This is a genomic window from Microbispora sp. NPDC004025, from assembly GCF_053604425.1.
Map to the genome: position 1 here is coordinate 1 of NZ_JBSGHN010000022.1, position 14,006 is coordinate 14,006.

Annotated in this window: 10 protein-coding genes; 4 read left to right on the top strand and 6 right to left on the bottom strand. The window is 71.5% G+C overall.

The features are described from left to right. Positions 1-149 precede the first annotated feature (149 nt). Complete coding sequence (locus ACWEQG_RS35980) at positions 150-1,352, bottom strand: ROK family transcriptional regulator (RefSeq protein WP_363469732.1); 1,203 nt, start codon at positions 1,350-1,352, stop codon at positions 150-152. 155 nt (positions 1,353-1,507) lie between these two features. Between ACWEQG_RS35980 and ACWEQG_RS35985 the strand changes: the two genes are divergently transcribed. Both ACWEQG_RS35985 and ACWEQG_RS35990 read left to right on the top strand, forming a co-directional pair. Further along, a complete protein-coding gene (locus ACWEQG_RS35985) occupies positions 1,508-2,251 on the top strand; it encodes a beta-phosphoglucomutase family hydrolase (protein ID WP_363469734.1) in 744 nt (247 codons plus the stop codon). After that, entirely contained in the window at positions 2,248-4,653 is a 2,406-nt protein-coding gene (locus ACWEQG_RS35990) for a glycoside hydrolase family 65 protein (protein WP_452291756.1), read from the top strand. The genes ACWEQG_RS35985 and ACWEQG_RS35990 overlap by 4 nt, the downstream gene beginning before the upstream one ends. Before the next feature lie 2 nt (positions 4,654-4,655). Here the strand turns inward: ACWEQG_RS35990 and ACWEQG_RS35995 are convergent, their stop codons facing one another. Continuing rightward, positions 4,656-5,558: an SDR family oxidoreductase gene (locus ACWEQG_RS35995; RefSeq protein WP_363469738.1), complete on the bottom strand. Its 903-nt coding sequence runs from the start codon at positions 5,556-5,558 to the stop codon at positions 4,656-4,658. A gap of 166 nt (positions 5,559-5,724) precedes the next feature. Beyond that, positions 5,725-6,204 (bottom strand): MarR family winged helix-turn-helix transcriptional regulator, encoded by a 480-nt coding sequence (locus ACWEQG_RS36000; protein WP_452291758.1) that lies wholly within the window; start codon positions 6,202-6,204, stop codon positions 5,725-5,727. 389 nt (positions 6,205-6,593) lie between these two features. On the opposite strand from ACWEQG_RS36000, the gene ACWEQG_RS36005 reads away from it, so the two are divergent. Then, complete coding sequence (locus tag ACWEQG_RS36005; protein ID WP_452291760.1) at positions 6,594-8,123, top strand: FAD-dependent oxidoreductase; 1,530 nt, start codon at positions 6,594-6,596, stop codon at positions 8,121-8,123. A 22-nt stretch (positions 8,124-8,145) separates the two neighbouring features. On the opposite strand, the gene ACWEQG_RS36010 is transcribed toward ACWEQG_RS36005, so the two are convergent. From ACWEQG_RS36010 to ACWEQG_RS36020, 3 genes are all read right to left on the bottom strand, one after another. Next, complete coding sequence (locus ACWEQG_RS36010; protein WP_452291762.1) at positions 8,146-9,210, bottom strand: MBL fold metallo-hydrolase; 1,065 nt, start codon at positions 9,208-9,210, stop codon at positions 8,146-8,148. Between the two features lie 61 nt (positions 9,211-9,271). Continuing rightward, positions 9,272-10,573: an MFS transporter gene (locus tag ACWEQG_RS36015; RefSeq protein WP_452291764.1), complete on the bottom strand. Its 1,302-nt coding sequence runs from the start codon at positions 10,571-10,573 to the stop codon at positions 9,272-9,274. After that, positions 10,566-11,150 (bottom strand): ArsR/SmtB family transcription factor, encoded by a 585-nt coding sequence (locus ACWEQG_RS36020; protein ID WP_363469748.1) that lies wholly within the window; start codon positions 11,148-11,150, stop codon positions 10,566-10,568. Before ACWEQG_RS36020 ends, ACWEQG_RS36015 begins: the two co-directional genes overlap by 8 nt. A 196-nt stretch (positions 11,151-11,346) precedes the next feature. Between ACWEQG_RS36020 and ACWEQG_RS36025 the strand changes: the two genes are divergently transcribed. Next, the gene (locus tag ACWEQG_RS36025; protein ID WP_452291766.1) at positions 11,347-13,887 is read left to right on the top strand and encodes a glycoside hydrolase family 9 protein; all 2,541 of its coding nucleotides are present in this window, start codon (positions 11,347-11,349) and stop codon (positions 13,885-13,887) included. The last annotated feature ends 119 nt before the right edge of the window (positions 13,888-14,006 follow it).

Genomic DNA, 14,006 nt, shown 5'->3' on the forward strand with positions numbered 1-14,006 from the left:
GCACCGTTCTGGCCGAGCAGGCAGTGCACTTCCCCGGCCCTGACCTCAAGGTCCACGCCGTCCAGCGCACGCACGCCGGGGAACTGCTTGACGATCCCCCTCATCTGAAGCAGGGGGTGTTCGTCTCCCATGGGGATCTCCCAACGATGTCAGTTGCCGGAATAGACGTGGTCGGAGTAGACGTGATCGCTGATCAGGCGGGTGGCGCCGATGACACCCGCGGTGTCGCCCAGTTCGGACAGCACGATCGGCAGATTTCCGGTGGCGAGCGGCAGCGACCGGCGATAGACGACGCTTCTGATCTCCGCGAGCAGCACGTGGCCGAGCTTGGCCACGCCGCCCGCGATGATCACGAGACCGGGGTTGAAGAAGCTCACCAGGCTCGCCAGGACCTGGCCCACCCGGCGCCCGCCGTCGCGGATCAGCCCGATTGCGCCCGCGTCGCCCTGCGCCGCCGCGGCGGCGACGTCCTCGGCCGTCAGCGTGCCCGCGACCGCGAGCCGCTCGGCCAGGTACGGCGAGCCGCCCGAGCGCGCCACCGCGACGGCCTCCCGCGCCAGCGCGGAACCGCCGAAGTACGCCTCCAGACAGCCGGAGTTGCCGCAGGAGCAGACCGGCCCGAGGTCGTCCACCCGGATGTGGCCGATGTCGCCGGCGCTGCCTGACACACCGCGGTAGATCTTGCCGTCCACCACGATGCCGCAGCCGATACCGGTGCCGATCTTGACGAGCAGGAAGTCCTCGACGTGCCGTGCGAGGCCCGCGTGCAGCTCCCCGAGAGCCATGATGTTGACGTCGTTGTCGACCACCGTGGGGCAGCACAGTGCCTGCCCGACCGTCTCCCTGACCGGGTAGCGGTCCCATCCCGGCATGATCGGCGGCACCACCGGGACGCCTTCGGCGAAGCTCACCGGCCCGGGGACGCCGATGCCGGCGCCGCTGAGGTCGGTGAACAGCCCGTCCCTGCTCAGCTTGCCGAGCAGTTCGATGGCCCGGTCCAGCACGACGCCGGGTCCCTCTTTGATGTCGCAGGGCTCGCTCAGGTGACCGAGCACCTCGAGCTCTCCGTTGGTCACCGCGACGTCGATCGAGGTGGCGCCGATGTCGATCCCGGCGAACCGGATGTCACGCGCGATGCGCACCCGGCCCGAGCGCCTGCCGCCGCGCGAGGCGGCCAGCCCGTCGGGCTCGGCGAGCCCGAGCTCGATCAGCCGGTCCAGCTCGACGTTGAGCTTCGACCGGGACAAGTCCACCACGTCGCCGAGTTCGGCGCGCGAACGCCCGCCGTCCCTCAGCAGTCGCAGGAGCGCGGCCTGGTGCACGTTCTCCGGCCTGATGGTCGTCCTCTTCACCCACGCCTCCGCGTCCCAGTGATTGGCTGGAAACGTACCCCTTTTCTGCTGATCTGGGAAGAGCTTTTATCGATCTGATGCAACCTTTCGTTGGAATCAGCAAAAGTCGCTTCCGACGTACGGGGTAGAAGAGCAGGAGAACGGTTGGAGGGCGCATGCTGGGGTTGCCGGACGAGGTGCGCGGCTGCCTGTTCGACATGGACGGGGTGCTCACGCGCACGGCGCGGGTCCACGCGGCGGCGTGGAAGGAGATGTTCGACGAGTTCCTGCGCGAGCGGGCGGCCGGAAGCGGCACTCCGTTCGTGCCCTTCGACGAGACCGGCGACTACGAGCGGTACGTCGACGGCAGGAAACGCCTGGACGGCACCCGGACCTTCCTGCGGTCCAGGGACATCGACCTGCCCGAGGGCAAGCCGGACGACCCGCCGGGTATGCCCACGGTCAACGGCCTGAGCAACCGCAAGAACGAACTGGTGCAGGCGATCCTCGACCGGCAGGGCGTGGAGGTCTTCGAGGGGTCGGTGCGCTACCTGCGGGCCGTCCGCGACGCCGGGCTGCGCCGCGCGGTCGTCTCCAGCAGCGCCAACACCGCACGCGTGCTCGCCGCGGCCGGGCTGGACGACATGTTCGACGCGCGGGTCGACGGCGAGGTGGCCAGGCGGCGCGGTCTGGCCGGCAAGCCCGCCCCCGACATGTTCCTCGCCGCCGCCGACGCGCTCGGCCTCGCCCCGGCCGAGGCCGCGGTGTTCGAGGACGCGCTGGCCGGGGTCGCCGCCGGACGCGCGGGCGGCTTCGCCGTCGTGGTGGGCGTGGACCGCGGGCATCAGGCCGACGCCCTGCGGGACAACGGCGCCGACGTGGTGGTGTCCGACCTCTCCGACCTGCTGGACGAGAAATGATCAAACATCCCGCCTTCGTGGTCGAGCCGTGGTCGGTGCGGGAGTGCCACCTGCACACCGACGTGCTCGCCCAGACCGAGTCGGTCTTCGCCCTGTCGAACGGGCACATCGGGCTGCGCGGCAACCTCGACGAGGGCGAGCCGTACGGGCTGCCCGGCACCTACCTCAACTCCTTCTACGAGCTGCGCCCACTGCCGTACGCCGAGGCGGGCTACGGCTACCCCGAGTCCGGGCAGACGGTCGTCAACGTCACCAACGGCAAGCTGATCCGGTTGCTGGTGGACGACGAGCCGTTCGACGTCCGGTACGGCACGCTGCACTCACACGAACGGGTCCTCGACCTGCGGGCGGGGACGCTCACCCGGAAGGTGTGCTGGAGCTCCCCGACCGGGGCGGAGGTGCGGATCACCTCGACCCGGCTCGTGTCGTTCACCCACCGGGCCGTGGCCGCGGTCCGCTACGAGGTGGAGCCGGTGGACCAGCCGCTCAGTGTGGTCGTCCAGTCGGAGCTGGTGGCCAACGAGACCGTGCCGTCGCCGACCGCCGACCCTCGCGCCGCCGCCGCGCTGGAGGCGCCGCTCGTCCTGGAGGAGAACGTCACCGCGCGCAACGGCGTGTGCGTCATGGTCCACTCCACCAGGGCCAGCCGGCTGCGGGTCGCGGCGGGGATGCGCCACGAGATCGACGGCCCGGACGGCACCCACGCGGAGTGCGACGGCGGCGGCAACGTCAGCCGGGTGACGGTCGCCACCCGGCTGAGACCCGGCGAGCGGCTGCGGCTGGACAAGTTCTTCGCCTACGGCTGGTCGGCCAAGCGCTCCAGGCCCGCGATGCACGACCAGGTCGTGGCGGCGCTGGCGGCGGCCCGGCTCACCGGATGGGACGGGCTGTGCGACGAGCAGCGCGCCTTCCTCGACGACTTCTGGGCGGGCGCGGACGTCGAGGTGGAGGGCGACGCCGAGGTGCAGCAGGCCGTGCGCTTCGGGCTGTTCCACCTGCTCCAGGCGGGTGCCCGGCTGGAGCGGCGGCCCATTCCCGGCAAGGGTCTGACCGGCTCGGGCTACGACGGCCACGCGTTCTGGGACACCGAGAGCTTCGTGCTGCCGGTGGCTATCTACACCTATCCCCGGGCCGCCGCCGACGCCCTGATGTGGCGGCAGTCGATCCTCCCCCTCGCGCAGGCGCGCGCCGAACAGCTCGGGCTGCGCGGGGCCGCCTTTCCGTGGCGGACGATCAACGGCGAGGAGTGCTCGGGCTACTGGCCCGCGGGCACGGCGGCCTTCCACGTCAGCGCCGACATCGCCGCCGCGGTCACGCGGTACGTCGACGCGACCGAGGACACCGCCTTCGAGCGGGACATCGGCCTGCCGCTGCTCGTCGCGACCGCCCGGCTGTGGTGCGCGCTCGGCCACCACGACGCCGAAGGCCGCTACCGCATCGACGGCGTGACCGGCCCCGACGAGTACAGCGCCGTCGCGGACAACAACGTCTACACGAACCTCATGGCGCAGCGGAACCTGCGCGCCGCCGCCGCCGTGGCCGTACGTCACCTCGACCGCGCGCAGGAGCTCGGGGTCACGCTGGAGGAGACGGCGACGTGGCGCGACGCCGCCGCGGCCATGTACCTGCCGTACAACGAACGGCTGGGGGTCCACGAGCAGAGCGAGGGGTTCACCGGGCACGCGGTGTGGGACTTCGCGGGCACCCGGCCCGAGCAGTATCCGCTGCTGCTCCACTTCCCCTACTTCGACCTGTACCGCAAGCAGGTCGTCAAGCAGGCCGACCTCGTGCTGGCCATGCACCTGTGCGGCGAGGCGTTCACCCCCGAGCAGAAGGCGCGGGACTTCGCCTACTACGAGGCGCTGACCGTCAGGGACTCCTCGCTGTCGGCCGCCACCCAGGCCGTGCTCGCCGCCGAGGTGGGGCAGCTGGACCTCGCCTACGCCTACCTCGGCGAGGCCGCGCTGATGGACCTGCGCGACCTGGAGCACAACACCCGCGACGGGGTCCACATGGCCTCGCTCGCCGGGGCGTGGATCGCGCTGGTGGCGGGGTTCGGCGGCATGCGGGCACGGGAGGGACGCGTCCGCTTCGCCCCCCGCCTGCCCTCGGGCATCACCCGGCTCGCCTTCCGCGTGCGCTACCGGGGCCGGCTGCTGCGGGTCGACGTCACGTCGGACGGCACGACGTACCGGCTGCTGCACGGCACCCCCATCACGCTGACCCACCACGGTGAGGAGCTCACGCTCGGCGCGCAGCCGCAGTCCCGGCGCAACCCGACGCCGCCGTTCCCCGATCTGCGGGTCAGGCAGCCCCCCGGCCGCGCGCCCGTTCCGCGGCGGCCCGGGGACCTTTTCACCGACCTCGCCTGCCCGCCGGAGCAGCCGGGCGAGGAGCCCTGAGGTCAGAGCATGGCCTGCAGGGAGGCGCCGGCCTGCTCGCCCAGCTTGGTCGGCAGATAGGGCTGCTCGGCCATGACGGCCTCCCAGTTGTCGCGGAGCGCCTCGACGGTGAGGTCGTCGGTCCGCCAGCCCGGCCCCTCGGCCACGAACACCCGCGCGACCCGGCCCGCGCCGACCGAGAACACCTCGCCGCTGGTCTCGCAGCTCTCGTGCGCCAGGTAGGCCACCAGCGGGCTGACCCGCTCGGGGGTGAACTTCTCCTCGAACTCCGCGGGCAGCAGCGACTCGGTCATCCGCGTCCACGCCACGGGGGCGATCGCGTTGGCCTTGATGTTCGCCCGCGCCCCCTCGATGCCGAGCGTCTTGGTGAGGCCCACCAGGCCCATCTTGGCCGTGGAGTAGTTGGCCTGGCCGAAGTTGCCGAACAGCCCGGCCGGCGAGGAGGTGTTCACGATCCGCCCGTACGCCTGCTCCTTCATGTGCGGGAACGCCGCCCGGCTGACCAGGAACGACCCGCGCACGTGCACGGCGATCACGGCGTCGAACTCCTCGACCGTCATCTTCCCGAACGACCGGTCGCGCAGGATGCCGGCGTTGTTGACGACGACGTCCACGCGGCCGAACGCGTCGAGCGCCGTCCGCACGATCGCCTCCGCGCCCTCCGGGGTGGCGACGTTGTCGGTGCTGGCCACCGCCTCGCCGCCGTTCTTCACGATGAGCTCGGCGACCTCCGCCGCCGGGCCCGCGGACGCGCCGGAGCCGTCGAGGGCGCCGCCCAGGTCGTTGACGACGACCTTCGCCCCCCGCTGGGCGAGCAGCAGCGCGTGCGACCGGCCGAGCCCGTGCCCGGCTCCGGTGACGATCGCCACTCTCCCGTCGAACCTGAGCTCGGACCCCTCAGACATGGCGCCACCCTTCCCTCGCAGGACCAGAAGAGAACATCGTTCTAGTACTTCCCGAACGATATCCCGAACCGTTCAGCCCGAGGAAGCCGTCCGGTGCCCGTGGGTAGCCCCGGATGGCAAGCCGTAGGCGCGCCTGAAGGCGTGGGCGAAGCCGGTCCGGGCTCTTCTAGTCTCCGTCGGTGGCCTTCGCCGTCGCCGCGAGCATGTCGTCGACGTAGCGGCGCATGAGGCGTTCGAGTTCCATGAGGTCCCGGTCGCTCCACTGCGCGAGAACGGGACCGGCGAGGCGGTGGCGGGCCGCGTCGAGAGCGTCGGTGACGCGGCGGCCCTCGGCGGTGATGATGGCCTCTTTCACCCGGGCGTCGGCAGGGCTGGGGCGCCGCTCGACGAGCCCGAGGGCCGCGAGCTTCGCGACCTGGCGGCTGATGGTGGTGTGGTCGCGTCCGGCTCGCTCGGCCAGCTCGCCCACCCCGATCGGCCCGAACCGCTCGACGCCGACGAGCACGTGGAACAGGGCGCGGTCGAGGGAGACGCCGGCCTCGGCCAGCAGGACGTCGTCGCGGCTGGGCAGGTTCATCAGCACGACCAGGTCGACGATGGCCCCGTGGAGACGGCGCAACGTCGTCTGGCGTCGCCGTGCGGTCAAGGCGGCTGCACCGTCCTTTCCTGGCTCTCCGGCCCTTCCTGGATCTCCGGAGGATCGGTCTCTCCAGAGGATCGGATGCGAAGGGCATTTTAGGACGTCTGCGTGCGGCGCCGCCGACGACCGGGAGGCGGATCTCGCCACGGTGGCGGGCCCGCCGTACGGACGCGGGCCTCGGTGCGCCGGTCTCGCGAGGACTGCGCGAGCCCGCGCGACATCGGGCACACCATCACAGACTCAGTGTATCGAGCACATATATTTTGCTCCCACAACCAGATGACCCCACCTTGAATCCGCTTTTTCTCAGCTGTTTCTCAGGCACGCGATTGACGGACCCTCTCCACCCTTCTTAAGATGCGTGCGTTTTACACGTAATTTCAAGAGGAGCGGACATGACCGAGACCGATGTCGATGTGATCATCTGCGGATCCGGGGCGGCCGGGGAGACCCTCGCGATCGATCTGGCCCGCCGGGGCGTGAGCTTCCTGTTGATCGACAAGGCCGCGCACCCGTTCGTCGGATCACGAGGCAAGGGCATCCAGCCACGCACCCAGGAGGTGTTCGAGGACCTCGGAGTGATCGACAAGATCGTCGCCTCCGGCGGCGAGTATCCGCTCCAGCGCGTCTACACCGACGACGGCCCGGTCGACACCACGATGGCCATGGGCGGCCCGACACCGGCCGAGCCCTACCGGATGGCGCTGCTGGTCCCGCAGTTCCTCACGGAGCGCAGGCTGCGCGAGCGGCTGGCCGAGCTCGGTCACGCCCCGCACTACGACCACGAGCTCGTCGGCTTCGCCCAGGACGAGGACTCGGTGAGCGCGCGCGTTCTCACACCCGACGGTGCGCGCACCGTGCGCGCGCGGTACCTGGTGGGCGCCGACGGAGGGTCCAGTTTCGTGCGCAAGTCCCTGGGAGTGGCCTTCGACGGCGTCACCCTCGGGGTGCGCGCCGTGGTGGCCGACGTGGTCGCCGAGGGGGTCTCATTCGACGCATGGCACCGCTGGGGGCGGGGATCGGACCAGATCATGCTGTGCCCGCTCTACGGCACCGAGATGTTCCAGCTCCAGGCTCCGGTCCCGTTCGACGTGGACGTCGACCTGTCCGCGCGAGGGCTGACCGAGCTGGTGCGCGAGCGCACCGGCCGCGACGACGTGCTGATCCGCTCGGTCTCGTGGGCCTCGGCGTACGAGATGAACGCCCGCCTGGCCGGGACCTACCAGGCCGGACGCGTGTTCCTGACCGGGGACGCGGCGCATGTCCACCCGCCGACCGGCGGGCAGGGACTGAACACCAGCGTGCAGGACGCCTACAACCTCGGCTGGAAGCTCGCCGCCGTGCTCGCCGGTGCCCCGGACCGGCTGCTGGCGTCCTACGAAAGGGAGCGCCGCCCGATCGCGGAGGCGGTGCTCGGCCTGTCGAAGCGGCTGCTGGAGGGGGCCAAGAACGGCGACACCAGGCGTGACCGGGACGTCTCCCAGCTCGACCTCGGCTACCGCGACTCGCCGCTCAGCCACACCGACCCCCGGCGCGCCACGGGCGTGCTCGCCGGCGACCGCGCCCCCGACGCGCCCGTCACCGGTGCCGGCGGCCTGCCCACCCGCCTGTTCTCCCTCTTCACGGGCACCCACTGGACACTGATCGGCTACGACGTGCCCGCCGGCGACGCCCCCGCCGCCCGGCGCGGCGTGCGTGTCCACACCATCGGCGAACGCGGGGACATCGTCGACACCGGCCGGCACGTCCGCGACGGCTACGGGCTCGCCTCCGGACAGTGGGTCCTGGTCCGCCCCGACGGCTACGTCGCCGCCGTGACCGCCGACCTGGACGTCGTCGACGCCTACCTCGAAACCCACCTGAACATCGGCGCTCCCGCGAGCCCGCGGCGGGACACGACCCCCACCGCGGCGATGACCGCCTGACCGCGGCCCGCGCCCGGCGGCTTCAGGCGGACGGCGTGTGCCAGAGGTCGGGCTCGCCGGGCACGCGGGTCACCATGCCCCGCTGCTCCAGCCACACCAGGTGGGCGAGCGTCTCGTTGTTGGCCGCCCGCCGCATGTGCGCGGGGATCTCCTCCCAGCCGCGCGACCAGGTGAGCCGGGTGGCGATGTCCCAGCAGGTGGACCCGTCGCCCTCGGCCACGACGCGGCGCACCTCGTCCAGCCGCTCCTCGTGGTGCGCGATCACGTAGTCCACCCGGTCGGCCAGCTCAAGGAAGCGGTACTCGTGGGCGGGCAGCACCTCCTCGACGTCGAGCTTGCCCACCGTCCGCAGCGCGTCGAGGTAGTCGGCCAGCGGGTTGGCCGCCGACTGCGGGTGCACGGCGACCATCGACGTGATGCGGGCGAGCACGTGGTCGCCGGAGAACAGCAGCCTGCGCTCCGGCTCCGCGAAGCACAGATGACCGGGCGAGTGACCCGGGGTCCACACCGCCCGCAGGTCCCAGCCGGGCAGGTCGAGCCGGTCGCCGTCCTCGATGAGCCGGTCGGGGGTCGCCATCGTGACGAACTGGCGCAGCATGACCGACGCCCCGGCGAGCTCCTCGGCCGTCATGTCCGGCACGCCGCACCTGACCAGCAGGGCCCGTTCCCGCTGCACGAGCGACTCGATCGCCGACTCGTCGTAGCGGTCGTGCACGATGCGGGCGTCGGCCGGGTGCAGCCCGATCCACGCGCCGGAGACCTCGCGGATCCGCCCGGCCAGGCCGTAGTGGTCCGGGTGGATGTGCGTGACCAGCACGGCCTTGACGTCGGTGATCTCGTACCCGGCCGTGGCGAGCCCCGCGACGAGCGCGCCGTACGCCTCCTCGGTGTTCCATCCGGCGTCGATGATCACCACCCCGTCGGGGACCTCCAGGGCGTAGACCAGCACGTAGCGCAGCGGGTTGATCGGGATCGGGACGGGGATCGACCACAGCCCCGGCCGCACCCGCTCGACCTCGGGCAGTCTCCCGCCCAGCCACGCCGCGCGCTGCGCCTCGTTCGCCGCGGTCACACTCACCTTGTTCATCGGCTCCCCGCCCCTCTCGCAGCCCTGCCGAATCGATTGTGCCGCCTTACCGAATATCGTTCTACCGGAGGTGCCCCAGGGCGGGACCGGCGGGGAGGCGTACGTACAGGAGGGCGGAGGCGAGGACGACCACGGCGGTGAGGGCCCAGACCGGACCGGCGCCGGCGACCCCCGCCAGCGGCACCAGGCAGAGCGAGGAGAGCATGCCGCCGAACTGGAGCTGCAGGGAGTCCACCGACATCACGGTCGCCCGGCGGTCCGCGGCCACCCGCCGGTGCACCAGTTCGGCCCTGAGCAGGGAGGCGACCGCGAGCGCGGTGAACAGCACGACGTAGGCGGCCGCCGCGGCGGCGATCGCGGCCCAGCCGCGCAGCGCCACCGAGGCGGCCAGCGCGGCGACCGCCGCCGCCACCACGACCGTCGCGAGCACCGCCGCCCGGACGGAGCCCCGGGCCAGCCGGGCCGCCCCCGGCGCGAGCGAGCTGCCGAGCGCGTTGGCGGCGAACCCGGCGAAGGTCACGAAGGCGTAGGCGGCGCCGCCGGTCTCGGCCCGCCCGGTGATCTCCGCGAGCCGGCCGGGGGTCAGCATCTCGATCGTGTTGAGCAGCACGCCGCCGGCCGCGGCCACCAGCAGCAGCCGGCCGAGACCGCGGTCGGTCAGCCCCATCCGCACTCCGCCCGCGATCGTGACCGGCACGTCGCGGACCGCCGCGGCCAGCCGGGCCGCCCGGCCCGGGCCCCGCGCCGTACGGCCCGGTTCGCGCATCAGCACGAGCACGGCCACGAGGAGGACGACCGCGGCGCCCGCCGCCGCCCAGACCGGCGCGGCCAGCGGGTCCCGGCGTACGGCCAGCGGGAGCAGGCCCCCGGCGAGGGTGCCGATGGCCAGAGCGGCCGAGCCCGCGACGTTGCCCGCCGCCAGCCCAGGCTTGAGGTCGGCGTCCGGGCCGTGCCGCTCGTGCAGCGTGTCGACGTACCAGGCCTGCGCCGGTCCGCTGGACAGCGCGCGGGAGACGCCTTTGAGCACGGACGCGACCAGGAACGCCCATGCGGAGTGCGCCAGCGCCATCACGGTCAGCGCCGCCGCGCCGACGACGGCCGAGGCGGCGAGCACCGACCGCCTGCCGAGCACGTCGGCGAGCCCGCCGGTCGGCAGTTCCAGGACGACGACGGTGACCGAGTAGGCGGCCGTGACGAGGCCGATCTCGGCGATGTCCAGCCCGCGCCCGGCCATCAGCAGCACCATCGGCGCCATCATCAGGCCGGTCGGCAGCCAGGTGAGGAACTCGATCGCGGCGTACCGCCCGTGGTCACGCATGCCCGGCCGCGGGGTCTCGGCGAGCGACCGTCCGCGCTCACTCACGCCCGGCCGCCGGGTCGTCCCGGCGCGGATGGGCCGCCAGCAGCACCGCGACAGTGCGGGCGTCGGGATCGTCCCGGTCCCGCTCGGCGGCCTCCAGGAACATGGCCGACACCCGCTCGTACAGGGCCGCCACCGTCGCCGGCGAAAGCCGTACCACCAGGTCGGACATGCCGGCGGCCTCGACCCACGCCTCGCTCCACAGGTCACGCTCGCGCTCGAAGTTCTCCACGTCGGCGGTGAGCTTCTCGAGCTGGCGCCGCCGCAGGAACGCCGCGGCCTCCCGGCCCTCGGCGGTCGCGGCCATCTCCACGTCGCTCCAGGAGGTGAAGCGGTGGATCGCGCGCCACCGGCGCTCGCGCCGGTCGCGCCGGCCGGGATCGGCCTCCACGAAGCCGAACCTGGCGAGCTGACGCAGGTGATAGCTGGTGGAGCCCGAGCTCTCGTCGAGGCGCCCGGCCAGCTCGGTCGCGGTCGCCGGGCCGTTCGTACGCAGCTCCCCCAGCAGCCGCACCCGCAGCGGGTGGGCGACCGCCTTCAGAGTCCGGGAATCGCGGACGTGGAAGACCTCCTGATCCATGTCTCGGACACTACTTTGCAAAGGAAATTTTGCAAAGATATTTCTGCGGAAATGAAAGTTTCAGTTGCGCGGCTTCACAATGGCCGGTCAACGGCGTCTTCACGCCCGCATCGTTGACGCCCGTTGAAACCCGAAGGAAACATGCCATTCGCTCACCGGCTTGGGAGCGCTCCCACACCACCCCCCGAGGACGACTGTGCTCAGACGAATCGGCATCCTCACCGTGGCGGCACTGGCCACGGCATGCCTGACCGGCACACCTCCCGCCACGGCGGAGGAGGGCCCGGAACAGATCCCCAACGGCACGTTCGACACCACCACGGAACCGTGGTGGCACACCGCGAACCTGAACTTCGAGCTGACCGACGGCCGGCTCTGCACCGACGTCCCGGCGGGGACGACCAACCCCTGGGACGCGATCGTCGGCGTCAACGACATCCCGCTGGTGAAGGACGAGACGTACGCGTTCAGCTTCTTCGCCACCGCGACCCCCGGAAAGGTCGCCAGGGCGTTCGTCCAGCTCCCGACCGACCCCTACACGCAGTACGTGGCGGCGGCCCCCGAGCTCAGCGTCTCGGGCAACACCTACAGCTACACGTTCACCTCGCCGGTCGACCTGCCCAACGCGCAGGTCGTCTTCCAGATCGGCGGCAGCGCGACGGCGTGGCGGTTCTGCGTGGACAACGTCTCGCTCAAGGGCGGCGCGCCGCCGGACGTCTACACGCCCGACACCGGCCCCCGGGTCCGCGTGAACCAGGTGGCCTACCTGCCCAAGGGCCCCAAGAACGCCACCGTGGTCACCGACGCCACCGCGGCGCTGCCGTGGCAGCTCAAGAACTCCGCCGGGACCGTGGTCGCGCACGGCACGACCACCCCGCGCGGCGTCGACGCGAGCTCCGGGCAGAACGTCCACTCCGTCGACTTCGGCTCGTACGTGAAGGCCGGGACCGGCTACACGCTGACCGCCGACGGCGAGACCAGCCGGCCGTTCGACATCAAGCCCGACGCGTACGCCGACCTCAAGCTCGACGCGCTGAAGTTCTACTACACCCAGCGCAGCGGCATCGCGATCGACGACGCCCTGCGTCCCGGGTACGGCCGGCCCGCCGGTCACGTGGGCGTCGCCCCCAACCAGGGCGACAAGAACGTGCCCTGCCAGCCGGGCGTCTGCGACTACACCCTGGACGTGTCCGGCGGCTGGTACGACGCGGGCGACCACGGCAAGTACGTCGTCAACGGCGGCATCTCGGTCGCCCAGCTGATGAGCGAGTTCGAGCGCACCAAGAACGCCGCGACCGCCAAGCCGATCGGGAGCCTGAACATCCCCGAGAGCGGCGACGACGTCCCCGACGTGCTCGACGAGGCCCGCTGGGAGCAGGAGTTCCTGCTGAAGATGCAGCGGCCCGACGGCATGGCCCACCACAAGATCCACGACGAGAACTGGACCGGCCTGCCGCTGCTGCCGCATCTGGACGCGCAGAAGCGCGAGCTGCACCCCGTCACCACGGCCGCGACGCTCAACCTCGCCGCCACGGCCGCCCAGGCGGCCCGGATCTTCGCGCCGTACGACGCGGCGTTCGCGGCGAAGAACCTCGCCGCGGCGAAGAAGGCGTGGGCGGCGGCCAAGGCGAACCCGAACATCCTGGCCTCCACCGCCGACGGAGTCGGCGGCGGCACCTACGACGACGCCAACGTCAGCGACGAGTTCTACTGGGCGGCGGCCGAGCTCTACATCACCACCGGTGACAAGGAGTACAAGGACTACGTCCTCGCCTCGCCGGTCCACACGGCCGACATCTGGAAGACGGGCGCCATGGACTGGGGCAACGTCGCGGCGCTCGGCCGTCTCGACCTGGCGACCGTGCCCAACGCCCTGCCCGGCCGCGACGAGGTGCGCGCCTCGGTGGTGGCCGGCGCGGACAAGTACCTCGCCGCGCTGAAGGCCCACCCGTACGGCCTGCCGTACGACACGACGAACTACGACTGGGGATCGAACAGCATCATCGTCAACAACCTGGTGGTCCTGGCCACGGCCTTCGACCTCACCGGCGACGTGAAGTACCGCGACGGCGTGCTGCAGGGCGTGGACTACATCTTCGGCCGCAACGCGCTCAACCAGTCGTACGTGACCGGCTACGGCGAGGTGGCGTCGAAGAACCAGCACAGCAGGTGGTACGCCCACGCGCTGGACACCTCGCTGCCGAACCCGCCGCGCGGCACGCTCGCGGGCGGCGCCAACTCCAGCATCCAGGACCCGGTGGCCCAGGCGAAGCTGAAGGGCTGCGTGGCGCAGTTCTGCTACATCGACGACATCAACTCGTGGGCGACCAACGAGCTGACGATCAACTGGAACTCGCCGCTGTCGTGGATCTCGGCCTTCATCGCCGACCAGGGCGACGGCACGGTCAAGGCTCCGGCCTCGTGCAAGGTCACCTACACCACGCATGGCTCCTGGCCGACGGGCTTCACCACCCAGATCACCCTCAAGAACACCGGCACGAAGGCGATCGACGGCTGGGCGCTGAAGTGGTCGTTCCTGGGCGGCCAGAAGGTCGACCTCAGCTGGAACGCCAAGTTCTCGCAGCAGGCGGCGACCGTGACCGCCGCGAACGAGTCGTACAACAAGACCATCAGGCCGGGCCAGTCGGTCACCTTCGGCTTCAACGGCCAGGGTGCGCCGGGGGCCAACCCCACGCCCGACCTGTTCACCCTGAACGGCGCCGCCTGCTCCGTCTGACGGGCCGCCGCTTCTGAAGACCCCGGCCGCCGCCTCTGCAGAGGCGGCGGCCGGTTCCATCTCCTCGGGGACTCAGCACAGGGAGAGCCCAGCGCAAGGAGAGCCCAGCGCAAGGAGAG

What these genes read in the sequence shown, in the direction of transcription:
- ACWEQG_RS35985 (WP_363469734.1), top strand. Translation starts at nt 1,508, where the DNA reads ATGCTGGGGTTGCCGGACGAGGTGCGCGGCTGCCTGTTCGACATGGAC.
- ACWEQG_RS35990 (WP_452291756.1), top strand. Translation starts at nt 2,248, where the DNA reads ATGATCAAACATCCCGCCTTCGTGGTCGAGCCGTGGTCGGTGCGGGAG.
- ACWEQG_RS35995 (WP_363469738.1), bottom strand. Translation starts at nt 5,558, where the DNA reads ATGTCTGAGGGGTCCGAGCTCAGGTTCGACGGGAGAGTGGCGATCGTC.
- ACWEQG_RS36005 (WP_452291760.1), top strand. Translation starts at nt 6,594, where the DNA reads ATGACCGAGACCGATGTCGATGTGATCATCTGCGGATCCGGGGCGGCC.
- ACWEQG_RS36010 (WP_452291762.1), bottom strand. Translation starts at nt 9,210, where the DNA reads ATGAACAAGGTGAGTGTGACCGCGGCGAACGAGGCGCAGCGCGCGGCG.
- ACWEQG_RS36020 (WP_363469748.1), bottom strand. Translation starts at nt 11,150, where the DNA reads ATGGATCAGGAGGTCTTCCACGTCCGCGATTCCCGGACTCTGAAGGCG.